The organism is Sphaerisporangium sp. NPDC049002, from assembly GCF_040649355.1.
In the GTDB taxonomy this organism is placed as follows: domain Bacteria; phylum Actinomycetota; class Actinomycetes; order Streptosporangiales; family Streptosporangiaceae; genus Sphaerisporangium.
Genome location: NZ_JBEZFH010000031.1, coordinates 1 through 22,692, shown reverse-complemented (window position 1 = coordinate 22,692; position 22,692 = coordinate 1). Strand labels below are relative to the sequence as shown.

Annotated in this window: 23 protein-coding genes; 9 read left to right on the top strand and 14 right to left on the bottom strand. The window is 69.1% G+C overall.

The genetic code is table 11. The annotated features are described in order from the left end of the window. Positions 1-112: 112 nt before the first annotated feature. Both bldC and AB0B89_RS09675 read right to left on the bottom strand, forming a co-directional pair. On the bottom strand, positions 113-316 hold the full coding sequence (bldC, locus tag AB0B89_RS09680; protein ID WP_013133571.1) for a developmental transcriptional regulator BldC: 204 nt from the start codon (positions 314-316) through the stop codon (positions 113-115). A gap of 320 nt (positions 317-636) precedes the next feature. Then, on the bottom strand, positions 637-1,515 hold the full coding sequence (locus AB0B89_RS09675; protein ID WP_358550468.1) for a hypothetical protein: 879 nt from the start codon (positions 1,513-1,515) through the stop codon (positions 637-639). Between the two features lie 181 nt (positions 1,516-1,696). On the opposite strand from AB0B89_RS09675, the gene AB0B89_RS09670 reads away from it, so the two are divergent. Then, complete coding sequence (locus AB0B89_RS09670; RefSeq protein ID WP_358550466.1) at positions 1,697-2,800, top strand: Glu/Leu/Phe/Val dehydrogenase dimerization domain-containing protein; 1,104 nt, start codon at positions 1,697-1,699, stop codon at positions 2,798-2,800. A 150-nt stretch (positions 2,801-2,950) separates the two neighbouring features. Next, on the top strand, positions 2,951-3,175 hold the full coding sequence (locus AB0B89_RS09665; protein WP_358550464.1) for a DUF3073 domain-containing protein: 225 nt from the start codon (positions 2,951-2,953) through the stop codon (positions 3,173-3,175). Between the two features lie 305 nt (positions 3,176-3,480). On the opposite strand, the gene purM is transcribed toward AB0B89_RS09665, so the two are convergent. Both purM and purF read right to left on the bottom strand, forming a co-directional pair. After that, entirely contained in the window at positions 3,481-4,509 is a 1,029-nt protein-coding gene (gene purM / locus AB0B89_RS09660) for a phosphoribosylformylglycinamidine cyclo-ligase (protein ID WP_358550462.1), read from the bottom strand. 52 nt (positions 4,510-4,561) lie between these two features. Continuing rightward, positions 4,562-5,998: an amidophosphoribosyltransferase gene (gene purF, locus AB0B89_RS09655; protein ID WP_358550460.1), complete on the bottom strand. Its 1,437-nt coding sequence runs from the start codon at positions 5,996-5,998 to the stop codon at positions 4,562-4,564. Between the two features lie 200 nt (positions 5,999-6,198). On the opposite strand from purF, the gene AB0B89_RS09650 reads away from it, so the two are divergent. Next, on the top strand, positions 6,199-6,822 hold the full coding sequence (locus AB0B89_RS09650; RefSeq protein ID WP_358550458.1) for a DUF4190 domain-containing protein: 624 nt from the start codon (positions 6,199-6,201) through the stop codon (positions 6,820-6,822). A gap of 5 nt (positions 6,823-6,827) precedes the next feature. Here the strand turns inward: AB0B89_RS09650 and AB0B89_RS09645 are convergent, their stop codons facing one another. Beyond that, positions 6,828-7,274, bottom strand: a complete 447-nt coding sequence (locus AB0B89_RS09645; RefSeq protein ID WP_358550456.1) for a sterol carrier family protein — start codon at positions 7,272-7,274, stop codon at positions 6,828-6,830. Between the two features lie 194 nt (positions 7,275-7,468). Between AB0B89_RS09645 and AB0B89_RS09640 the strand changes: the two genes are divergently transcribed. Then, positions 7,469-9,478 (top strand): PhoX family phosphatase, encoded by a 2,010-nt coding sequence (locus AB0B89_RS09640; RefSeq protein WP_358550454.1) that lies wholly within the window; start codon positions 7,469-7,471, stop codon positions 9,476-9,478. Positions 9,479-9,679: 201 nt separating this feature from the next. On the opposite strand, the gene AB0B89_RS09635 is transcribed toward AB0B89_RS09640, so the two are convergent. Next, the gene (locus tag AB0B89_RS09635; RefSeq protein ID WP_358550452.1) at positions 9,680-9,880 is read right to left on the bottom strand and encodes a DUF397 domain-containing protein; all 201 of its coding nucleotides are present in this window, start codon (positions 9,878-9,880) and stop codon (positions 9,680-9,682) included. A gap of 7 nt (positions 9,881-9,887) precedes the next feature. Continuing rightward, positions 9,888-10,514 carry a DUF5753 domain-containing protein gene (locus tag AB0B89_RS09630; protein WP_358550450.1) on the bottom strand — a complete coding sequence of 209 codons (627 nt, stop codon included), beginning with the start codon at positions 10,512-10,514 and terminating at the stop codon, positions 9,888-9,890. Between the two features lie 191 nt (positions 10,515-10,705). Here AB0B89_RS09630 and AB0B89_RS09625 point away from each other — a divergent pair, with 191 nt between their 5' ends. Further along, positions 10,706-11,323 (top strand): hypothetical protein, encoded by a 618-nt coding sequence (locus AB0B89_RS09625; protein ID WP_358550448.1) that lies wholly within the window; start codon positions 10,706-10,708, stop codon positions 11,321-11,323. Positions 11,324-11,374: 51 nt separating this feature from the next. On the opposite strand, the gene AB0B89_RS09620 is transcribed toward AB0B89_RS09625, so the two are convergent. Both AB0B89_RS09620 and AB0B89_RS09615 read right to left on the bottom strand, forming a co-directional pair. Beyond that, positions 11,375-11,536, bottom strand: coding sequence for a hypothetical protein (locus AB0B89_RS09620; RefSeq protein WP_358550446.1), 162 nt, complete (start codon positions 11,534-11,536; stop codon positions 11,375-11,377). A 79-nt stretch (positions 11,537-11,615) separates the two neighbouring features. Beyond that, positions 11,616-12,479, bottom strand: a complete 864-nt coding sequence (locus AB0B89_RS09615) for a L,D-transpeptidase (protein ID WP_358550444.1) — start codon at positions 12,477-12,479, stop codon at positions 11,616-11,618. Positions 12,480-12,555: 76 nt separating this feature from the next. Here AB0B89_RS09615 and AB0B89_RS09610 point away from each other — a divergent pair, with 76 nt between their 5' ends. Further along, positions 12,556-12,714 (top strand): hypothetical protein, encoded by a 159-nt coding sequence (locus AB0B89_RS09610; RefSeq protein ID WP_358550442.1) that lies wholly within the window; start codon positions 12,556-12,558, stop codon positions 12,712-12,714. Between the two features lie 201 nt (positions 12,715-12,915). Here AB0B89_RS09610 and AB0B89_RS09605 read toward each other — a convergent pair whose 3' ends face one another. The 5 genes from AB0B89_RS09605 to purS all read right to left on the bottom strand — a co-directional run bounded on the left by AB0B89_RS09605 (position 12,916) and on the right by purS (position 18,706). Next, positions 12,916-14,391 carry an MFS transporter gene (locus tag AB0B89_RS09605; protein WP_358550440.1) on the bottom strand — a complete coding sequence of 492 codons (1,476 nt, stop codon included), beginning with the start codon at positions 14,389-14,391 and terminating at the stop codon, positions 12,916-12,918. A 266-nt stretch (positions 14,392-14,657) separates the two neighbouring features. Then, positions 14,658-16,913, bottom strand: a complete 2,256-nt coding sequence (gene purL, locus AB0B89_RS09600; protein ID WP_358550438.1) for a phosphoribosylformylglycinamidine synthase subunit PurL — start codon at positions 16,911-16,913, stop codon at positions 14,658-14,660. Positions 16,914-16,945: 32 nt separating this feature from the next. Beyond that, positions 16,946-17,629, bottom strand: coding sequence for a phosphoribosylformylglycinamidine synthase subunit PurQ (purQ, locus tag AB0B89_RS09595; RefSeq protein ID WP_358550436.1), 684 nt, complete (start codon positions 17,627-17,629; stop codon positions 16,946-16,948). 216 nt (positions 17,630-17,845) lie between these two features. Further along, positions 17,846-18,286, bottom strand: a complete 441-nt coding sequence (locus tag AB0B89_RS09590) for an ATP-binding protein (protein ID WP_358550434.1) — start codon at positions 18,284-18,286, stop codon at positions 17,846-17,848. Positions 18,287-18,457: 171 nt separating this feature from the next. Continuing rightward, on the bottom strand, positions 18,458-18,706 hold the full coding sequence (purS, locus tag AB0B89_RS09585; protein ID WP_358550432.1) for a phosphoribosylformylglycinamidine synthase subunit PurS: 249 nt from the start codon (positions 18,704-18,706) through the stop codon (positions 18,458-18,460). A 314-nt stretch (positions 18,707-19,020) separates the two neighbouring features. On the opposite strand from purS, the gene pdhA reads away from it, so the two are divergent. The 3 genes from pdhA to AB0B89_RS09570 are packed head-to-tail and all read left to right on the top strand — an operon-like array spanning position 19,021 to position 22,564. Beyond that, positions 19,021-20,121: a pyruvate dehydrogenase (acetyl-transferring) E1 component subunit alpha gene (gene pdhA / locus AB0B89_RS09580; RefSeq protein ID WP_358550430.1), complete on the top strand. Its 1,101-nt coding sequence runs from the start codon at positions 19,021-19,023 to the stop codon at positions 20,119-20,121. Next, the gene (locus tag AB0B89_RS09575) at positions 20,118-21,089 is read left to right on the top strand and encodes an alpha-ketoacid dehydrogenase subunit beta (protein WP_358550428.1); all 972 of its coding nucleotides are present in this window, start codon (positions 20,118-20,120) and stop codon (positions 21,087-21,089) included. Before pdhA ends, AB0B89_RS09575 begins: the two co-directional genes overlap by 4 nt. Positions 21,090-21,097: 8 nt before the next feature. Further along, on the top strand, positions 21,098-22,564 hold the full coding sequence (locus AB0B89_RS09570; RefSeq protein WP_358550426.1) for a dihydrolipoamide acetyltransferase family protein: 1,467 nt from the start codon (positions 21,098-21,100) through the stop codon (positions 22,562-22,564). Positions 22,565-22,692 lie beyond the last annotated feature (128 nt).

Here is a 22,692-nt window from a genome sequence, read left to right as displayed (position 1 = left end):
CCCCCGGTGGCCCGGGTCCGCCTCACGCGGTCATGGGTGTGTGGTTGGACGCGCTCACATACGTGACGCGAGCGCGCCGGTTCTCCCCCCTAGGTCCGTGACGGTCCCCGCCTCACTCCGACCGCTGCTGCGGGATACCCGCGAGCAGCGCACGGACCTCGGTCTCCCGGTAACGCCGGTGACCGCCAAGGGTGCGGATGGACGTCAACTTGCCCGCCTTCGCCCACCGAGTAACGGTCTTGGGGTCGACGCGGAACATGGTGGCGACCTCCGCCGGGGTGAGCAGTGGCTCGGCCTCGGGTGTACGAGCTGACATTTGTGCGGCCTCTCCTCCGTGGACCGGCGACAGCGATCCTGCGACTTGTGTTGGCGCTTGTCACGGATGTCCCACAATGATCCAATTCATACGGATTTTCTGGACCATATGCGGTATCACCCGATGTGACCATACAGCCACGTAGAGCGATTGGCGAGCCCTCTAAGTACAACGCCTTGTCCACGGGTTGATGTCACGCTCGGTGATTCTAGCGACACGTTTCGTGGTATCGCAGTGAAAACGGCAAACTACTCAGTTCGCAGAAGCGAGCTGGTGACTCCCGTTACCTACTTTTGCAGGTCACGTCGAGGATTTGCGGTTCAGTTCGCCGATTCGAGGGCTTGTATTGACTTCCACCGCACGATCACTCGCTGATACATGGCGAAGGCCAGTTCTTCTTGACCCGTGTCCAACCCTGTGAGGGCCGCGGCGAGCTCCGCGGCGGACTGGTCGCCCTGGAGTGTCGCGTCGTCCATCAGGTGGACGAGGCCGCCGTAGTCGAGCTCGACCAGGGAATGCGGGTGGAACTCCTCAAGCCAGCGCCCCACCTCCTCCACGTCGGAGAGGGTGGTCACATCGCCGACGTGGCGGCGGATGACCACCAGGGCGCGCGCGACCCTGCGCCGGGCCTGCGCCATCGAGGTGACGTACAGCAGATTCCTCGCCGGGGCCGTGGTGGTCGGGGCGGTGGGCTCGGTGGTCGGCTCCTCCGGCCGGCCGAGGACGAGCCAGCGCTCGGCGGAGTCGAAGGGCACGAACCAGGGAGTCGGGATGTGCCAGGTGCTGGTACGGATGTGCGTGCGCAGCGCCGACGAGTTCCCCTTCTGCTTGAACCGGTCGAAGTCGTCTGCCGTCTGCTCGGCGATGGCCCGGGGGACGAACCGGTCGGCCAGCTTGATGGGCGTGGCGCCGCGGAAGCGGGCGAAGGCCAGCCACGACCGGAGCCTGCTCTGCCAGGGGCAGACGTACAGGGTGTCCTCGATGCGCCGCAGATAGGCGTTGGCGCTCTCGCCGCCGGGCGCCGGCATGGCCGACACGCCGAGAAGCCGGCGGACGGCCTCCGAGTGCTCGGCCTCCAGGGCGAACGCACGGCGCGGCCGGTCCTTGGAGTCGGCGTACGTCGCCCAGAAGGCGCGCTCGCGCTCGGTGAACGCGGACAACGGCTCGTAGACGCGGAGATAGGCGGCGTAGGGCAGCACATCTCGAATGGTGCCACGGAGCGGCGAGCCGACGCGAGCGAGCGGGCGGGCGGCGCCACGCGCGGCGCGCCCGGTGTGTCGGGATCTGGCCGATCATGGTGAGGGCAGAAGCAGCTAGATAGGGTGGTTCCGGGATCCGCCGCGACGAGGCGGCGGACGAGATTGACCGGGAGTCACCATCGTGACCGACGTCTTCGGGCTGTCCCACAAGGACGTGAGCCCATCGATCGGACAGGCAAGACACGAGCAGGTCGTCTTCTGCTCGGACGACCGCAGCGGCCTCCACGCGATCATCGCGATCTACAACACCGCACTCGGCCCCGCGCTCGGAGGCACGCGCTTCTACCCGTACGAGACCGAGCAGGCGGCGCTGGAGGACGTTCTCAACCTCTCGCGTGCCATGGCGTACAAGAACGCCCTGGCGGGGCTCGACCTCGGCGGAGGCAAGGCCGTGATCATCGGCGATCCGGCCAAGGACAAGAGCGAGGCGTTGCTGCGGGCCTACGGCCGCTTCATCCAGTCGCTCGGCGGGCGCTACTTCACCGCGTGCGACGTGGGCACCTACAGCGAGGACATGGACATCGTCGCGCGGGAGTCCCAGTTCGTCACCGGGCGCACGGTGCCCAACGGCGGCGCGGGCGACTCCTCGATCCTCACGGCCTTCGGCGTGTTCCAGGGGATGCGTGCCGCCACCGCGTACACCTACGGCTCCTCCACCCTGCGCGGCAGGCGGGTGGGCGTCGAGGGCGTCGGCAAGGTCGGCCACCGGCTGGTGGAGCACCTGCTGGAGGACGGCGCCGAGGTCGTGATCTGCGACGTGAGCGAGCAGGCGGTCGAGCGGGTCAGCAGGGCCCACCCCGAGGTCCAGGTCGTGGCGGACGCCGCGGCGATGAAGGCCGCCGACATCGACGTCTACTCTCCGTGCGCGCTGGGCGGCGCGCTCGACGACGAGACGGTCGCGGGACTCCGGGCGAAAATCGTGTGCGGAGGGGCCAACAACCAACTGGCCCATCCCGGCGTGGAGAAGCAGCTCGCGGAGCGAGGAATCCTTTACGCTCCGGACTACGTCGTGAACTCCGGAGGCGTCATCCAGGTCGCCGACGAGATCCACGGCTTCAACATGGACCGCGCCAGAGTAAAGGCGACCCAGATCTTCGACACGTCGTTGAAGATCTTTTCTATCGCTGACGAGGAAGGGGTCCCGCCGGCTGCGGCGGCCGATAGGCTGGCGGAGCGCAGAATGTCGGAAGTCGGACGGCTTAGGGGTATTTGGCTGGGCCGCTGACTACGGACGCCCATACGGCGTACCGAGCGGCGCGCAAAACAGGTACGGTTGTAGTCGAACGAGAGCTGACGCCGGAAGTCAGGCGGCGTCAGCGCGTGGTGCGTTAGCGACGAGGGGTCGGGCACGACCCCGCATGAGGGGGTCGAGCCGATGGGGCGCGGCCGAGCCAAGGCCAAGCAGGTGAAGGTTGCACGCCAGCTCAAGTACAACAGCGGCGGCACCGATCTTGACCGTCTTCGCGAGGAGCTCGGAGTCAATCACGACTCCAACCAAAACGATGATGACGTCGTCGACGACGAGCTGGCCGATCGGTACGCCGATTACGCCGGCGAGGTCGACGACGATGACGAGGACGACAGGTCCCGTCGCCGGTAGGCGATTTTCGGGTTGACGCAGGTAGGGCACCCGGTGAGCAAAGGCTCGCCGAGTGCCTCCTTCGCGCGCTCGAAGGCTCCTTGCCATGCCGCATGGCGAGGAGCCTTTCGTCGTGTTCGTGGAGCTCCACATCGCTGTCAGCACCGCCACTGCCGTGACCGAGATCACTTTCCCGCCCGGCGCGTCCGCGCGGAGCGCGTCCAGTCACGTCGCCCGGACGGCCACCGGCCGGTTCCGGCAGACCTGTCCGCTTGTGGCCAACGATGTCTCACCACCGTCGGCCACCCGTCTCCGGCGCGGCCGGGTCAGGCCCGGAAGCGGGCCTCGCCCGTACCCGGGACGATCTCACCGAGGACCCACGCGTGCTGGTCGTGCTCACGCAGAGTGTTCAGGGCGGTCTCGACGGCCTCCTCCGGCACGATCGCGCACATGCCGACGCCGAGGTTGAACGTGCGGTCCATCTCCTCCTGGGGCACCCTGCCGTGCCCGGCGATGACCTCGAAGATCGGCTGAGGCGTCCACGACGAGCGGTCGAGGACCGCGTCCACGGAGCCGGGCAGCGAACGGGCGAGGTTGGCCGCCAGGCCGCCGCCCGTGATGTGGGCGAACGCGTGGACCTCCACGGCCCTCGTGAGGCCGAGGCAGCCGAGTGAGTAGATGCGCGTCGGCTCCAGCAGTTCCTCGCCTAGCGTACGGCCCAGCTCGGGAAGCGACGACTCAAGCGCCAGGCCGGCCGTACGAAGGACGTGCCGGACCAGGGAGTAGCCGTTGGAGTGGACGCCGGACGAGGCGAGCCCGAGGACCACGTCGCCCGGACGTACGCGCTCGGGCCCGAGCAGCTCTGCGGCCTCGACCACCCCGGTGCCCGCGCCGGCGAGATCGTACTCGTCCGGCCCCATGGCCCCCGGGTGCTCCGCGGTCTCGCCGCCCACGAGGGCGCAGCCGGCCAGGCGGCAGCCCTCGGCGACCCCGCCCACGATGTCGGCGATGCGCTCGGGGACCACCTTGCCGCAGGCGATGTAGTCGGTCATGAACAGCGGCTCGGCCCCGCACACCACCAGGTCGTCGACCACCATGCCGACCAGGTCGATGCCGATCGTGTCGTGCTTGTCCAGCGCCTGGGCCAGCATGACCTTGGTGCCCACGCCGTCGGTCGAGGTCGCCAGCAGGGGCCGCTTGAAGCGCAGCAGCGCCGACACGTCGAAGAGCCCGGCGAAGCCGCTGGCGTCGTCGACCACCTCGGGACGCCGCGATCGCGCGACCCGCGACTTCATCAGCTCGACCGCCCGGTCACCGGCCTCGATGTCGACGCCGGCGGCGGCGTAGCTGGTCATGAAGCCTCCTTCGTCGGCCCCTGCGTCAGGGTGCCGACCTCGCTGCGACAGATCACGCCTTGGCCTCAAGGACGAACTTGCCGACGTTGTCGCTGTCGATCGGGATCGGGTAGCTGCCGTCGAAGCAGGCCCGGCAGAGCCGCTCGGCGGGGATCGTGGTCGACTCGGTCAGGCCCTCCAGGGAGATGAATCCCAGGGAGTCGGCCCCGATGGAGTCGCAGATCTCGTCCACGGTGCGGTGCCCGGCGATCAGCTCGGCCTTGGTGGCGAAGTCGATGCCGTAGAAGCACGGCCAGGACACCGGCGGCGAGGAGATGCGTACGTGGACCTCGACGGCGCCGGCCTCGCGGAGCATCTTGACGATCGCCCGCTGCGTGTTGCCCCGGACGATCGAGTCGTCGACCACCACCAGGCGCTTGCCCGCGATGACCTCCCGCAGGGGGTTCAGCTTGAGCCGGATGCCGAGCTGGCGGATCGTCTGCGACGGCTGGATGAAGGTGCGGCCGACGTAGGAGTTCTTGACCAGGCCCTGGCCGTACGGGATGCCGCTCTCCTCGGCGTATCCGATGGCCGCGGGCGTCCCCGACTCGGGGGTCGGGATCACGAGGTCGGCCTCGACCGGGTGCTCGCGGGCCAGCCTGCGGCCCACTTCGACCCGCGTGGCCTGGACGCCGCGTCCCGCGATGGTGGTGTCGGGGCGGGCGAGGTAGACGTACTCGAACAGGCAGCCCTTGGGCTCGGCCAGGGCGAAACGCCGCGAGCGCACGCCGCGCTCGTCGATCGTGAGCAGCTCGCCCGGCTCGATCTCGCGGACGAACGCGGCGCCCACGATGTCGAGCGCGGCCGTCTCGGAGGCCACCACCCAGCCGCGCTCCAGGCGGCCGAGGACCATCGGGCGGATGCCCTGCGGGTCACGAGCGGCGTACAGGGTCTTCTCGTCCATGAAGACCAGGGAGTAGGCGCCCTTGACCTGCGGGAGGAGGTCGGCGGCGGCGTCCTCGATGGACCTGTCGCGGTCCTGCGCGAGCAGGGAGGTCAGCACCTCGGTGTCGGTGGTCGCCCTGATCGAGCCGGCCGGGAGCCGATCGGCGAGCTCCGGGGTGTTGATCAGGTTGCCGTTGTGGGCGAGAGCGAGGCCGCCCCCCTCGGTGGAGCTGAGGGTCGGCTGGGCGTTCTCCCAGACGCTGGAGCCCGTCGTGGAGTACCGGCAGTGCCCGATGGCGAGGTGGCCACGGAGCGTGCCGAGAACCGATTCGTCGAAGACCTGGGCCACCAGGCCCATGTCCTTGTAGACAAGGATTCGGCTGCCTTCGCTCACCGCGATGCCCGCGGACTCCTGCCCGCGATGCTGCAGCGCGTACAACCCGTAGTAGGTGAGTTTGGAGACGTCCTCGCCCGGTGCCCAAACGCCGAAGACGCCACAGGCGTCCTGCGGCGCTCGGTCACGGGGGTCAAGGTCATGGCCTAGCCTGCCGTCGCCCTTTAGCACGTGCTTCAGTCTAAGTTGGGCGTCTCGCTGCCTGGTAATCCGGGTCCGATCGGGTGAGACGTGGCGTCCGCGGCCGATGCGGTCCCTGACGGTCATGGGGCAAAGATCCCCAGGTTTTTGCCGTGTCGGCTCGGTGCGCAGGGGGATGCCGGGGGAGAGTGATGCTTCAGGCATGCCCATACAGGTCGAAAGAGCGGACCGTGACGACACCTGGCGATCCGAACAACCCTCACCCGTGGGGTGACGACCCTCGGGGCCGTCATGCGTCCAGCCAGCCGCCCTACGGTGAGCCTCCGGGAGGGTACCCGCTGGGTGGACAGCCTCCCCACGGCGGTGAGCCTCCGGGCGGATATCCACCGGGAGGGTACCCGCCGGGTGGGCAGCCCCCGTATGGGCAGCCCCCGTATGGGGAGCCGCCGGGAGGGCAGCCGCCGTACGGCACGCCGCCCTACGGTGGTCCGCCTCCGTACGGGCAGCCACCGCCGGGCGGCTGGCCCGCCGGGGGCCGCCGAGGGGGCGGGCTCGGCACGGCGGCCCTGGTCCTCGGCATCGTCAGCCTGTTCCTGCTGCTCATCTGCGGCGTCGGGGTGCTGACCGCGATCGCCGGCCTGATCGTCGGCATCATGGCCGTGATCAGGAACTCCAACAAGGGCCGCGCGATCGTCGGCATCGTGCTCAGCGCGCTCACGCTGATCCTGGGCATCATCGGTTTCACGTGGTTCGTGAACAACTTCCAGGAGTGCTTCACCCTGCCCACGCAGGCCGAGGCGCAGCAGTGCGTGGAACGGAAGCTCGGTGTGAACGTCCAGACGCCTTCCCCATGATCCGATCAAGAACTGCGCAGGGGGAGGTGCTCGGAGAGGTCCGCGCGGGCGCCGCTGGCGCTGATCTTCCCGGCTTCCATCGCGTCGTCCCAGGTGACGCGGCCGGTGGCGAGCTCCAGCCAGGTGCGGGGATCGGTCTCGACGACGTTGGGCGGCGTGCCGCGGGTGTGCCGGGGACCCGCCACGCACTGCACCGCGGCGTACGGCGGCACGCGCACCTCGACCGTCCGTCCCGGGGCGCTCTCGGCCAGGCGGTCGAGCAGATGGCGTACGGCGAAGCGGGCGAGGTCCCGCTCGGGACGTACCCCTTGCTCGTAGAGTCGGAGCACCACCTGCACGGCGGCGTCGGGGGCCTGCGGCGCCGGGCCGTCGTACGGGTGCTCGCCCAGATCCGCGAGCTGGGAATCCAGCGCGGCACGAACCTTTTCGGCATCAAGCTTGCGAGTGGACACGGGTCCATCCTGCCCGGTGCCTTCCCCGTAACCATTCATCTGGCAGGCAGACGCGGTTCACCTGGTGTTGTCGTCGCGCCCATACGGTCCCGGCAACGCACATCTCGCACCACCTTGGAGGACCTGTGGCGAACCCGTCGCCCCGCAGGATGCTCACGTTGCTCTCCACGCCCCGTGGGGGTGGCCGTGACGCCATGACATGCCAGTTCCGCTGTGGCAACGCCTGCGCGCATGAAGTCTCCAACACCAGCGACAACCCCTACTTCAACGACCTGCTGACGAGCACGCTCTCGCGACGCGGCGCGATCCGGGCGGGGGCACTCGGGACGCTGGTGGCGACCGTGGGCGTCGCGGGCGCGACGGCGGCCGTCCCCGCCGCCGCGGACCCGGGTGTGGAGGCCTTCGGGCATGGCGGCGGCCCCAAGGGCGGCCTGCGGTTCGCCTCCGTCGCGCCGAACTCCGAGGACGCGCTGACCGTCGCGGACGGGTACATTTCGGCGGTCGTGGTCCGCTGGGGCGACCCGGTGCTTCCCGACGCCCCCGCGTTCGACTTCGACAACCAGACGGCGGAGGCGCAGGCCAAGCAGTTCGGCTACAACTGCGACTACGTGACCTTCTTCCCGCTGGGGTCCGACCGCGGCCTGCTGTGGGTGAACCACGAGTACACCGACGAGAACCTCATGTTCCGCGGCTGGACCAGCGGTGACAACGTCCCGCTGGAGCAGATCAAGATCGGCCTCGCGGCGCACGGCGGATCCGTCGTGGAGATCGAGCGGGCAGGCCGTACCGGTCAGTGGAAGCTCGTGACGCGTGGGCGCCGCAGGTACAACCGGCGGATCACCGCGCAGACCCGGATGCGCTTCTCCGGTCCGGCGGCGGGCTCGGCCCTGCTGAAGACCGCGGCCGACCCCCGCGGCACCACCGTGTACGGCACGCTCAACAACTGCTCGGGCGGCACCACGCCCTGGAACACGGTCCTGACCGGCGAGGAGAACTGGAACCAGTACTTCGTCGGCGGCAACGGGGTGCCGGAGGCGCAGAAGACCTACCTCACCCGGTACGGCGTGAACACGACCACGGCCATCCCCAGCGGAAACCGGCGTTTCGACCGGGTCGAGGAGCGCTTCGACCTGGCCAGGCACCCGCAGGAGGTCAACCGCTTCGGCTGGGTCGTCGAGATCGACCCGTTCGACCCCGAGGGCACGCCGATCAAGCGCACCGCCCTCGGCCGGTTCGCGCACGAGGCCGCCACCACCTCGCTCACCCGGGACGGGCGCGTCGCGGTCTACATGGGCGACGACGGCCGGTTCGAGTACATCTACAAGTTCGTCTCCAAGGACCGCTACATCAGGGGCTTCGACCGGCACAACCGCGAGCTGCTCGACGAGGGCACGCTGTACGTGGCGAAGTTCACCGGTGACAGCCCGGCGGCCGAGATCGACGGCACGGGCAAGCTCCCGGCCGACGGCGCGTTCGACGGTTCCGGCAAGTGGATCCCTCTGGTCAGCGGCAAGCGGTCCTTCGTCGAGGGCATGACCGCCGAGGAGGTTCTGGTCTACACCCGAGTGGCGGCGGACAAGGCCGGCGCGACGAAGATGGACCGCCCGGAGGACATCGAGCGCAACCCGGTCAACGGCGCCATCTACGCCGCGCTGACCAACAACACCAACCGGGTCGCCGCCCAGGTGGACGAGGCCAACCCCCGGATCTCCAACAAGCACGGCCACATCCTGGAGATCGTCGAGGAGAGGAACGACGCGGGAGCCACGTCGTTCAAGTGGGCGCTCCCGCTCGTCTGCGGAGACCCCGCCGACCCCTCGACCTACTTCGGCGGGTACGACAAGACCAAGGTGTCGCCGATCTCCTGCCCGGACAACGTCACCTTCGACGCCGAGGGCAACCTGTGGATCGCCACGGACGGGAACGCGCTGGGCAAGAACGACGGCCTGTTCGCGATGCCGCTGGCCGGGCCCGAGCGCGGCCACGTGCGGCAGTTCCTGACGGTGCCCTACGGCGCCGAGACCTGCGGGCCCCTCGTCACCGAGGACCAGCTCAGCGTCTTCGTCGCCATCCAGCACCCCGGCGAGATCACCGGCGCCACGCCGGACAACCCCGCGAGCCACTGGCCCGACGGCGGCACCAGCCAGCCCCGCCCCTCAGTAGCCGTCGCCTGGCACAGACAGGGCAAGAAGATCGGCTCCTGACCGAACGCCCCCGACCGGATCCACGGCCTCCCAGGGCCGTGGATCCCGGCCGGCTCTGCGAGTGGATCCCGGCCGGCTCGGTGAATGGATCCTGGTCGGCTCGGTGAATGGGCCTCGCCTCCGCGCGCTGGGCGCGCTCCGGCTCGGGCTGTGTTTCCCAGGGGGCTCCGCCCCGTCGACCCCCTCCGCCCTCGACCTTGGCTAAAGATCGAAGTCGCGTCCTTTGACGCCGCAGACGAAGGCGTGCCACTCCGGTCGCGGGAAGATCAGCTTCGGGCCGTGAGAATTCTTGGAGTCCCGTACTGCGATGACGCGAGCCAGGTTAGTCGCGACCTCGACGCATTCATCGCCGTTGCCCTGACTTAGGGAGCTTTTCCGCCACTCTGCATGGGATAGGTCCATGATCGCCTCACAGCTCGTTGAGCATGGTGGACAGGTGCGCGACCGATGCGTCGATACTCAGCGCGGAAGCGCATACATGCTGAAATAGCAGCGTATATCGACTGACTTGGTGGGTCTCCTCTAGATACAGGTCATCGGTGGCCGTCTCCAGATAGATGACGCTCCGGTCGGTAGGGTCCGGAAATTCGAGGATCACGAACGGACCGGCCAGGCCTGCATGCGGACCTGCCGACACCGGCAATACCTGCACCTTTACATGTTCCAGAGGGGTGGTTTCGACCAGTTTCTTGAGTTGCCCCTCTCGTACCTCGGGAGTGAGCCGCAGTAGTGCCGCCTCGTCAATGACCGCCCACAGGCGAGGCGGATCACTCCGCAGGAGAATCTGCTGGCGTGCCAACCGGGCTTCCACTCGCCGGTCGATCTCGACAGGATCCCTGACCATGGCCGCTCGGCAGATGGCCGCCGTGTACTCGGCCGTCTGGAGTAGGCCCGGTATAACGAGTGGCTGGAAGGTCTGGATTGAGGAGGCCTCGGCTTCGAGTCCCACGTAGGAGCCGGGCAGAACATCTTTGTACGCGCTCCACCAGCCCCGTTTACGCGCGTCGCGGGCAAGCGCCACCATGGCTTCGACCAATGCCGCATCTGTGACGCCACACAGGGCACACAACGGGTGGCACTCCACATGGTCAGCCTGGAGGGGTCCTGAGTGGTGGGGGCGGCGGTGCTCTTCTTCGGCGGGGCTAGGGGTCAGGATGGCCTGAGGGCGACGAGGCGGTGCAAGTGAGATCGCAGACATGTTCAAGTGGGGACAAGTAGCTTCGCGGCATGAGAAAACGATCTTCTGTGCTCGCCGTCCTGGCTTCCGCCGCCGTACTCGCCGCTCCCGCAGCAGCCTCGGCCGCGTCGGGGGTTTCGGCGGCGGGGGTGTCCTCCGGCTCGTCGGCCTCGGCGACCAAGACCTTCTCCTTCCGGGGTATGAACCTGAAGATCCCCGCCTACTGGAACGTGTACCGCAACGGGGACCGCGTCGTGGTGGTGACCGGAAAGTGCAAGAGGCCGGAGCCCTTCGCTCCGGGGTGCCAGTCGTTCTGGGTGTTCGGCCCGAAGGCGATCACCAACGTCCCGGTCGGGGGCGGTTACCTCACCTACACGGGCAAGGAGCAGTTCTATCCCTTCAGCGGCGTGGTGTCCTGCCCGTTCAACGCCAAGACCAGTTGGTTCCCCGGTGACAGGGCCACATCGACAGGTCTGCGCCAGGTCGGGCCCGGCCACAAGGCGAAGTACACCGCCTGGCCCAATCAGTGCGTGACCAACAACAGTGGCCGGCAGACGGCGAGCTTCACCCAGCGGGAGTGGTTCCTGCCGACGTCGAAGATCCTGGTGGTGGACGTCTGGAACACCCCGGGGCTCTCGAACGTGCTCAATCGCGCCACCTGGAGCTGACCGTCAGCCGCGTGCCGGACCAGAGCGTCCGGCACGCGGCTGGTACGGCCGTCAAGCGCCGGCCGGGCGTCGGAACAGGGCGGTCAGGAGGAAGGGGACGCCGAAGAGCGGCGCGTCGGGCGGGTGTTCTTCCATGCGGCGCACCTCGACCTCGGCGAGGTCGGAGAAGATCCAGCGCAGCGCGTCGGGTGTGAAGGCCAGGCCACCCGGCAAGACGTGGTCCGGGCCCGTGCCGCTGCGGCGGACGGGCCCGGTTGGCGTTCGGTGCCGGGGGCGATGGCAGTCCGGTAGGTCAGCTCTGGAGGGGGTCCTCGGCGGGAGGTGTGGTGGGAGGCGTCGTGGGGAGGGCGCTGCCCTTCTTCCACTGGGTCCAGTTGAGCTGCCAGAAGCTCCAGCCGTTGCGCCAGTCCAGCTTTCGCTTGGTGCCGGTGATCTGGACGACGTCGCCGCGCTGGGCGATGCCGTAGAACCACTTGGCGCCGGCGGGGGTGGCCCGCACGCAGCCGTGGCTCTGGTTGGACTTGCCGAGGAACTGGTAGTCGCCCGCGCTCTGGTGGACGTACTCGCCGCTGTCGGAGATGCGCACCGCCCAGGGGATCTCCAGCTTGTAGTACAGCGGGTCCTTGGGGTCGGTGATCCCGAGCCACCCTGAGGTCATGGTCTCGACCTCCTTCTTGCCCATGGCGAGGTGGATGCCGCTGGTGGTGAGGTAGACGTCCACGCCGTTCTTGACCAGGCCGCCGCGCCCCGCGCTGATCGGGATGGACTTGACGAGCCTGCCGTCGCGGCGGACCTTCATCACGTGCTTCCTGGTGTCCACCACGGCGATGTTCGACGCGCCGATCGCGAAGCGGCGGCTGACGTCCTTGGCGTCCTCGTTGCCGGGGATCTGGCTCAGGCGGCCGGTGAAGGTGACCTTCTGGTGCGGCTGCCAGTAGGTCTTGGTGCGGTAGACCACCTTCCGGTCGGAGACCCAGCGCCAGGCGCCGTCGACCGGCTTCTCTGCCTGGACCTGGAGCACGGCCTCGGCCGCCGCCCGGTTGGGGACCGCACTGGCGAAGGTGACGATGATCGGCGACCCGACGCCGATGGTCTCGCTCTTCTCGCCCATCGGGGTGATGTCGGCGATGCGGAGCGGTGCCTTCGCCGCCTTCACACCGACGACCTTCGCCCCTACGCTGGCGGCCCTGGCCGATGAGGGAGTCTCGCCGGCTGCCGGGGGAGCCTTCGCCGTGGTCCTGGCCGACGGTAAGACCTGCTCCGAGGCTTGGCCGGTCGCGGACCCCGCCGCCCGGATGGGTTCGGACGAGCATGCGGTCATGGTGGCGACGGCGAGGAAGGCCAGCGAAAAGCCGGCCGTCCGCTTGAGGGGGTTCACGGTCTACTCCTGATATACGCGCTTCGCGCCGGGTTTTGCCCCGGCGCGTTCTCTATGTCAGACAGCTGAGCAGCGCGATAAGTGCAGACTCATGCCATAACGATGCAATAACGACGTTCGTTGCGATTGTTGTGGACGGGGTTCAGGAAACGGGCTCGGGAACCCTGGGGTCTCCATCGACGCGATGCCCCCGTGGCCGGGCCCCGGCGGGAAGCTAGCGAAGCTCGCGCGCGCGGCGGGGGCGGGCGCAGGCGGCGGTGACGGCGCCCGCGAGTGCGACCGTCGCGAGCACGAGGTACGTCCGCTGGAAGCCCGACATGAGCTGCTCGACGGCCACGGGCGAGAGCCGCGAGAGCGTGCCGGCGTAAACCAGACCGCGCAGCGCGGGCGAGAGCGCGCTGGTCAGGACGCTGAGGGTCGTCGCGACGCTCAGCACGATCCCGACGTTCATGATCATGAGCCGGAAGCCGTTCATCACGCCGAGGCTCCCCGGCGGGAGCGCGCTCATGACCTGCGTCGTGTTGCCCGTGAGGAACGCGCCGTTGCCGCACCCCGCGAGGAACAGTCCCACCCCGATGACCCAGTACGGCGTGGTCGTGCCGATCGACAGCAACAGGCACAGCAGGCCACTGAAGTTGAGCAGGCAGCCGCCGACCGATAGGGCGTACGGGGGGATCCGGCGGCCGAGGGCGCCCGCGACCGGCGAGGCGAGCGCCATCCCGATGGGCACGGGCAGCACGCCGAGCGCCGCCGTGAAGGCGTCGAGGCCGCGCGCGGCCTGGAAGTACAGCGCGACCAGCGCCGACCGCGACAGGGCGGTGCAGAAGGACGCCAGGTTGGCGAACGCCAGCATGCGCTCGCCGAAGAGCCGCAGGTCCAGCACCGGATGGGAGGCCCGCCGCTCGACGACGACGAGCACCGGGATCAGGATCAGGAAGATCAGCCCTCCGGTGACCACGACCGGGCTGGACAGGCCGCGTGAACCCGCCTCAGAAAGGGCGATGAGCACGGCCGAGAGCGCGGCGAACACGATGAGGTTGCCCGCCGCGTCGACGGGCGTGCGCGGCCCGGCCTGAACCCGGCGCAGCGTCGCCCATCCCCAGACGAGCCCGATCACCCCCGCGGGGACGTTCACCCAGAAGACCCACTGCCAGCCCGCCGCCTCGGCGATGAGGCCGCCGAGGGTCGGCCCGGCGAGCTGCGCGACAGAAAGCGTCCCGATGTACACGCCCATGCCCTGGCTGAGGCGATCCGGCGGGAACGCGTCGGTGATGATGACGGTGCCGTTGGCCAGGATCATCGCCGCCCCCAGCGCCTGGAGCGCCCGCATGGCGATCAGGAAGCCGACTCCGGGGGACATCCCCGCCAGTAGCGAGCACACGGTGAAGATCGCGAATCCGACCAGGTAGACCTCACGCCGTCCCAGCAGATCGGCCACCCGCCCGAAGAACACCAGCGTGGCCGTGTTGATCAGCAGGTACGACAGCAGGATCCAGGAGGCCGCGAACGCGTCGGCATGGAAGTGCCGGACCACCGCCGGTAACGCCACGTTCAGCGTGCTCGCGTTGATGCCGATGAGGACGAGTCCGAGGCTGGTCACCGAGCAGACGCGCCAGGCGTAGCGGAGCTTCTTCGCGTATTCGGGGGTGCCGGGCAGGACGACGGCGGTCTCGTGGGGGAGGGCGACCATGCCCCCAGTCTGACGTACGGCGTACGTCCATTTTGTACCACCATCGATTACGTACTCGGCCATAGGGGGACACGCCCACACGAACCGAGAGGCTGCCCAAGTGGCAGTGCAGTCGACGTCAAATTACCGAATGACCGAAATATCCGTTATTTTGTCGATGCCTGGCCCTATAAGCCCTATTACTGGGTGGCCGGTTCAGGCCACAGAGGCGGTGGATCTGTGGGGGGATCCACCGCCTTAGCGATATCACTCGGAAGCGGTACGGGTCAGGAGCCGAAGGTGAGGGGCAGCGTCGCCTGGTGGGTGGCGCGGAGCTCGTCCACCGGGACCTCCAGGACGTCCTCGACCCGCAGCGTCGAGCCCCCGGTCGTGCCGAGGCCGTAGCAGGGCACCTCGTGCCGCGCGCACAGCTCGGCGAAGGCGTCGAAGCACTCCGGCCGTACGGTGACCAGGGCCCGGGCCGCCGACTCGCTGAACAGGCCGACGAACGGGTCCACGCCGGGCAGTTGCACCGTGGCGCCCACGCCCTGGGCCAGGGTGGCCTCGGCGAGGGCGATGGCGAGCCCGCCGTCGGACACGTCGTGGGAGCCCTCGACCAGGCCGCGCTCGGCGGCCTCCACCAGGACGGTGGCCAGGGAGCGCTCGGCCGGCAGGTCAGCGTGCGGGGGCAGGCCGCCCAGGTGGCCGTGGACGACGTGCGCCCACTCTGAGCCGCCGAACTCCTCGCCGGTGTCGCCGAGCAGGATCACCTTGAGGCCGGGCGCCGTGAAACCGTGCCGCACGCGCTTGCGGACGTCGTCGAGCACGCCGAGCACGCCGACGACCGGGGTCGGGTGGATCGGCGTCGACCCTGTCTGGTTGTAGAACGACACGTTGCCGCCGGTGACCGGCACGCCGAGGGTCTTGCAGGCGTCCGCGAGGCCGCGCACGGCCTCGGAGAACTGCCACATGACCTCCGGGTCCTCCGGGGAGCCGAAGTTGAGGCAGTTCGTCACGGCCAGCGGGCGCGCCCCGGTGACGGCCACGTTGCGGTAGGCCTCCGCTAGGGCGAGCTGCGCCCCCGCGTAGGGGTCGAGCCTGGCGTAGCGGCCGTTGCCGTCGGTGGCCAGGGCGATGCCGCGGTCGGTCTCCTCGGCGCCGGGCATCACCTCGCCGATGCGCAGCACCCCGGCGTCGGCCGGCATCGCGAGCACGGTGTTGCCCCGGACGTAGCGGTCGTACTGGGAGGTGACCCACTCCTTGGAGGCGAGGTTCGACGAGGCGAGCAACTCCAGCAGGGTCGCGCGCAGGTCGGCGGGACGCGGGAGCCGTACGGGATCGTCGGCGTTCAGCGCGGCCTGGCCCGCGGGCTCGTGCAGAGGACGCTCGTAGACCGGGCCGTCGTCGGCCGCGGTGCCCGGCGGGATGTCGACGATGACCTCGTCGCGCCAGGTCATCACCAGCCGCCCGGTGTCGGTGACCTCGCCGATCACCGTGGCCGGGACGTCCCACCGGGAGCAGATCGCCATGAAGGCGTCGATGTCCTCGGGGGTGACGACGGCCATCATGCGCTCCTGCGACTCGCTCATGAGGATCTCCTCGGGGAGGAGCGAGGGGTCGCGGAGCGGGACGAGGCCGAGGTCGACGCGCATGCCGCCCGTACCCTTGGCCGCCAGCTCGGTCGTCGCGCAGGACACCCCGGCCGCGCCGAGGTCCTGGATGCCGACGACCACGTCGGCCTCGAAGAGCTCCAGGCAGCACTCGATGAGGAGCTTCTCCATGAACGGGTCGCCCACCTGTACGGCGGGACGCTTGGCGTGCGACTCGTCCTCGAATGTCGCGGAGGCGAGCACGGAGGCGCCGCCGATGCCGTCGGGGCCGGTGCGCGCGCCGAACAGCACGACCTTGTTCCCCGGGCCCGGCGCGGTGGCGAGCTTGATCTGGTCCTTGCGCAGGAGCCCGACGCACAGCGCGTTGACGAGCGGGTTGCCGATGTAGCAGGGGTCGAACACCAGCTCGCCGCCGATGTTGGGCAGGCCGAGGCAGTTGCCGTACTTGCTGATGCCCTCGACGACGCCGGGGAGCACCCGCCGCGTGTCGGGAGCGTCCAGGGCGCCGAAGCGGAGGGCGTCCATCACCGCGACCGGACGGGCGCCCATCGACATGATGTCGCGGACGATGCCGCCGACGCCGGTGGCCGCGCCCTGGTGGGGCTCGACGTACGACGGGTGGTTGTGCGACTCGATCTTGAACGTGGCCGCCCAGCCGTCGCCGATGTCGACGACCCCGGCGTTCTCGCCCATGCCGACCAGCAGGGCTTCGGACTTGGGGGCCTTGGTACCGAACTGGCGCAGATGCACCTTGGAGGACTTGTACGAGCAGTGCTCGCTCCACATGACCGAGTAGATGGCGAGCTCGGACGACGTGGGCCTGCGTCCCAGGATCGAGCGCACCCGCTCGTACTCGTCGGCCTTCATGCCCAGCTCGGCGTACGGCTGGGGCTCGTCCGGCGTCTCGGCGGCTCGCTTGACTGAGTCGGTCATCTGCTCTCCTCGCGCCCTGCCCACTGCTTCTGTCACAGGTTCACGAACCTCTTCAGGATGGAGGTGAAGAAACCACGGCCGTCCACGCTGGGGGCGCCGGTCAGGTCCTCGACGGCGTGCTCGGGGTGGGGCATGAGGCCGACGACGTTGCCGGCCTCGTTGCTGATGCCCGCGATGTCGTTGATCGAGCCGTTCGGGTTGCCGCCGACGTACCGGAAGACGATCTGGCCGCCGCTCTCCAGCGCGTCGATCGTCGCCCCGTCGGCCACGTAACGGCCCTCGCCGTGCTTCACCGGCAGCAGGAGCTCCTGGCCGGTGGTGTAGTCACCGGTCCAGGCCGTGGCGGCGTTCTCGACGAGGACGCGCTGGTCGCGGCAGACGTAGTGAAGACCCTGGTTGCGGGTCAGCGCGCCCGGCAGCAGGTGGGCCTCGCACAGGATCTGGAAGCCGTTGCAGGTGCCGAGCACGGGAAGCCCGGCACGCGCCGCCGGGATCAGCTCCTCCATCAGCGGCGCGAAGCGGGAGATGGCCCCGCACCTGAGGTAGTCGCCGTAGGAGAACCCGCCGGGCAGGAAGACCGCGTCGACCGCCTTGAGGTCGCGGTCGGCGTGCCAGAGTGGAACCGCTTCTCCACCCGCGTGCCTGACGGCCCTGGCAGCATCCTGATCGTCAAGAGTTCCGGGAAAAGTGACCACGCCCACACGGGCAGCACCCATGGCTCTCGTATCCCTCCACACGCGAGAGCCGCGCCGACGTCTCACTCATCGGACGGCGGTCTGCGGCGGTACACCTCAGGCTACCTGCTGGCCGGGCGCGGCCGGGCCTGCGGGCCCCAGGGGCGGGCGCGGGTTGCGGACCGTCAGGAGGGGCGGTTTTCGGTCCGGGACCTGGTGTGGTGGAGGGGAAGCCGGTGACGGGCGAAGCGCCGCAGGTCAGACGGCGGCGAGGACGCGGTCGTGGTGGGCGAGGAACTCCTCGTCCCAGTCGAGCTCCTTGCGGAGGAAGACGGTGGTGCCGCTGCCGGGGGTGATGTCGAAGGAGATCTCGTCGACGACCGACTGCATGATCAGGATGCCGCGCCCGTGCTCGGCGTCGCCTGCCGGGTACTGCTTGGGGATCGCCCCGAGCCCGAGGCCGCCGTCGACGACCCGCAGCTCACAGCGGCCTTCGCCGATGGCCGCCATCACCTCGTAGCGCTTGGAGGGGCCGCCGTGCCGCACGGCGTTCGCGCAGGCTTCGGAGGTGGCGAGGAGCATGTCGGATACGCAGTCCTCGGTGACGCCGATGCAGCGCAGGGTGTCCCCCAGCACTCGGCGGACCATCGGGATGCCCAGCGCATCCCGTGGCAAGGCCAACGAGAACTCAATATCCACCGGACCCCTCCGTGGTGCCGAAAGTCACGATGGGGAGGTTTCCCGAAAGAATCAGGGCTAACCGCAAAATCACGCTGTTGTTATTTAGTGTTGGTCAGACGCTTGCTTTCTGGTCCGACCCAAGATCACTTTGCGGTGATTTACGTAGTCTTGGCCGCGCCGGTACGCGCCCTACGAGCCCTCGACGCGGACAGAATAATCCTCGATCACCGTGTTGGCCAAGAGGGTTTCGGCCATCTTGCGGACGTCCGCGAGCGCGGCATCGTCGGCGGGACCGTCGATCTCGACCTCGAACCTCTTGCCCTGCCGCACCTCGGTGACGCCCGAGAAGCCGAGCCGGGGGAGCGCCCGGGCGATCGCCTGCCCCTGCGGATCAAGGATCTCCGGCTTGAGCGTGACGTCGACGATGACGCGTGCCACGTGTTCCTCCACTGTTCGTGCCACCGGTCGCCCGACCGGCCTGGTCCGGCGGGACCAGCCTAACGGTGGCGCCCGGTCCCGTGGTCCCCGGCCCGCTCGGCGGGCCCCGCCTTCCGGATGGGTGTGCGGTGAGACGCATCGGGAACGGGAGAAGTGTGGACAACAGGGTGTTCGGCCTTGCGCACTGGCCTGTGACTTCTGCCACGATGTCCCCAAACGCGGACGTATCACCACCATCAGGTACGAATGCGTGTAACCGGCCGAACGTAGATGGCGATCCCATCAGCACGGCCCCGAACGCACAGGAGCGGCACGTGACAACCGACGCCTCTCATGGTGCCGAGGCACCTCCGGAGCTCGTACAGCTGCTGACCCCCGAGGGTGAGCGCGTGGAGCATCCCGCCTATGACATCGACCTCACCCCGGAAGAGGTGCGCGGGCTCTACCGCGACCTGGTCCTGGTGCGGAGGGTCGACATGGAGGCCGTTGCCCTCCAGAGGCAGGGCGAACTCGGCATCTGGGCATCCCTGCTTGGGCAGGAGGCCGCCCAGATCGGATCAGGGCGCGCCCTGACCGACGCGGACATGGCTTTCCCGACCTACCGTGAGCACGGCGTGGCCTGGTGCCGCGACGTCGACCCGGTCAACCTCCTCGGTCTCTTCCGCGGCGTCAACCACGGAGGCTGGGACCCCGCGGAGCACAACTTCCACCTCTACACGATCGTCATCGGCAGCCAGACCCTGCATGCCGTGGGCTACGCGATGGGCGTCCAGCGCGACGGTGCCGACGCCGCGACGATCGTCTACTTCGGCGACGGGGCGACCTCCCAGGGCGACGTCAACGAGGCCTTCATCTGGGCCTCGGTCTTCAACGCGCCCGTGGTGTTCTTCTGTCAGAACAACCAGTGGGCCATCTCCGAGCCCCTGGAGAAGCAGTCGAGGATCCCCCTCTACCGGCGTGCCAGCGGGTTCGGCTTCCCCGGCATCCGCGTGGACGGCAACGACGTCTTCGCCTGCCTCGCCGTGACCCGACAGGCGCTCAAGAACGCCCGCGAGGGGCAGGGCCCGACGCTGATCGAGGCGTTCACCTACCGCATGGGCGCGCACACCACCTCCGACGACCCGACGCGCTACCGCGTGGCCGGCGAGTTGGAGGCGTGGAAGCTCAAGGACCCGATCGAGCGCGTCAAGGCGTACATGTTCAAGAACCAGATCGCCGACCAGGAGTTCTTCGACGCCATCGAGGTCGAGGCCGACGACCTGGGCAGGGATGTGCGCAAACGCTGCCTGGAGCTGCCGGATCCCCATCCCCTGGAGATCTTCGACCACGTGTACACCGAGCCCCACGCCCTGCTCGCCGAGGAGCGGGAGCAGTACGCCGCCTACCTCGCGAGCTTCGAGGGAGGCGACCGATGACCACGCTGACCCTCGCCAAGGCCATCAACGAGGGCCTGCGGACCGCAATGGAGGACGACTCCAAGGTCCTCATCATGGGAGAGGACGTCGGCAAGCTCGGCGGGGTCTTCCGCGTCACCGACGGGCTGCAGAAGGACTTCGGCGAGAGCCGCGTCATCGACACCCCGCTCGCCGAGTCCGGCATCATCGGCACCGCCATCGGGCTGGCCCTGCGCGGGTACCGCCCGGTCTGTGAGATCCAGTTCGACGGGTTCGTGTTCCCCGCCGTCGATCAGATCATCACCCAGCTCGCCAAGATGCCGCTGCGCTCGCTCGGCAAGCTCAGGCTTCCCGTCGTGGTGCGCATCCCCTTCGGCGGCGGCATCGGAGCGGTCGAGCACCACAGCGAGTCCCCCGAGGCGTACTTCACCCACACCTCCGGCCTGCGCGTGGTCGCCTGCTCGAACCCGGTGGACGGCTTCCACATGATCCAGCAGGCGATCCGCTGCGACGACCCGGTGATCTTCTTCGAGCCCAAGCGACGCTATTGGGAGAAGGCCGAGGTCGAGAAGGGCGCCACCCCGATGCCCTTCGACCGTGGCCAGGTCGTCCGCCCGGGTACCGACGTGACCGTGCTCGCGTACGGCCCGATGGTGAAGACCTGCCTGGAGGCCGCGGCGGCCGTGGGCGACGAGCGTTCGATCGAGGTCGTCGACCTGCGTTCGCTCAACCCCCTGGACACCGAGCTGATCTACCAGTCGGTCAGGAGAACCGGCCGGTGCGTGATCGCCCACGAGGCCCCCGTCTACTCAGGGCTCGGCGCCGAGATCGCCGCCAGGATCACCGAGGCGTGCTTCTACAACCTGGAGGCGCCGGTGCTCCGGGTCGGCGGCTTCTCCACCCCGTATCCCCCGTCCCGGCTTGAGGACCACTACCTGCCCGATCTGGACAGGGTCCTGGACGCCGTCGACCGTACGTTCGCCTTCTAGGAGGGGCTGTGCTTCGAGAGTTCAAGCTCCCCGACGTCGGTGAAGGGCTGACCGAGGCCGAGATCATCAAGTGGCACGTCTCGGCCGGCGACAACGTGGTGATCAACCAGACGATCGTCGAGATCGAGACCGCCAAGGCCGTCGTCGAGCTTCCCTGCCCCTTCGAGGGCGTGGTCAGCTCGCTCATGGCCGACGAGGGCGAGACGGTCGACGTCGGCAAGCCGATCATCTCCGTGGACACCGGCGAGGACGACGCCTCGGCCGCCACAGGCGGAGGCGCGCCCGCGACCAGGGCGTCGGCGCTCGCCGACGACATGGTCCCCTCGCCTCCCCCGGAGGGCGCCGAGACCGTCGGGGCGAAGAAGCCCGAGCGCACGCCGGTGCTGGTGGGATACGGCGTCAAGCTGAGCTCCACCACCCGCCGTCCCCGCAAGAGCCCGGCCCCGGCCGCCGCGTCCCCGTCCACCGGTACGGCCGCCGCGCCGTCCTCCTCCGGTACGGCCGCCGCCGTCGTACCCTCGCCATCGGGTACGGCTCCCGCCGTCGCGCCCTCCCCGCCCGCCGTCGCCCCGGCGCCGGGCGGCCGGGTGTCCGTGCTGGCCAAGCCGCCGGTACGGAAGCTGGCGAAGGACCTCGGCGTCGACCTCGGCGGGCTCACCGGGACCGGGCCGAACGGCTCGATCACGCGTGAGGACGTACACGCCGCCGCCGAGATGGCGACCGGTGCGGCCGAGCCCACGATCACTCCTTCGCCGGGGTACGCCGGGCTCGCCGGAGCCGAGCGGGAAGAGCGCATCCTGGTCAAGGGGGTGCGCAAGGCCACGGCGTCCGCCATGGTCGCCTCCGCCTTCACCGCGCCGCACGTGACCGAGTTCCTCCAGGTCGACGTGACCGAGACGATGGAGGCGGTACGGCGGCTCCGCGGGCTGCCCGACTTCGCCGAGGTCAAGGTGTCGCCGCTGCTGCTGGTGGCCAAGGCGCTGCTCACGGCCGCCCGGCGGTACCCGCTGATCAACTCCACGTGGGCCGGCGATGAGATCGTGGTCAAGCGTTACGTGAACCTCGGCATCGCCGCGGCCACGCAGCGCGGTCTCATCGTGCCGAACATCAAGGAGGCGCAGGCGCTGTCGCTGCCCGACCTCGCCAGGGCGCTGGCCGAGCTGACCGAGAAGGCGCGGTCCGGGCGGTCCCAGCCCGCCGACCTGACCGGAGGCACGATCACGATCACCAACGTGGGCGTGTTCGGGATCGACGCGGGCACCCCGATCCTCAACCCGGGTGAGACGGCGATCCTCGCGTTCGGCCAGATCCGCGACCTCCCGTGGGTCGTGGACGGCCAGATCGTCCCGCGCAAGGTGACCACGCTGGCGCTGTCGTTCGACCACAGGGTCGTGGACGGAGAGATCGGCTCGTACGTGCTGCGGGACGTGGGCGCGATGCTCCAGGACCCGCTGCGCATGCTCGCCTGGAGCTGACACGCGGGAGATCTTCGTGTCACCGTCGTAGTACCCGTGGCGGGGGGGGCGGCCGGGCGGCGCGCCCGCACCCCCCAAACGGGGCGGGCAGCACCCCCCCACACCCACCGGACGAGAGCCGACACGAC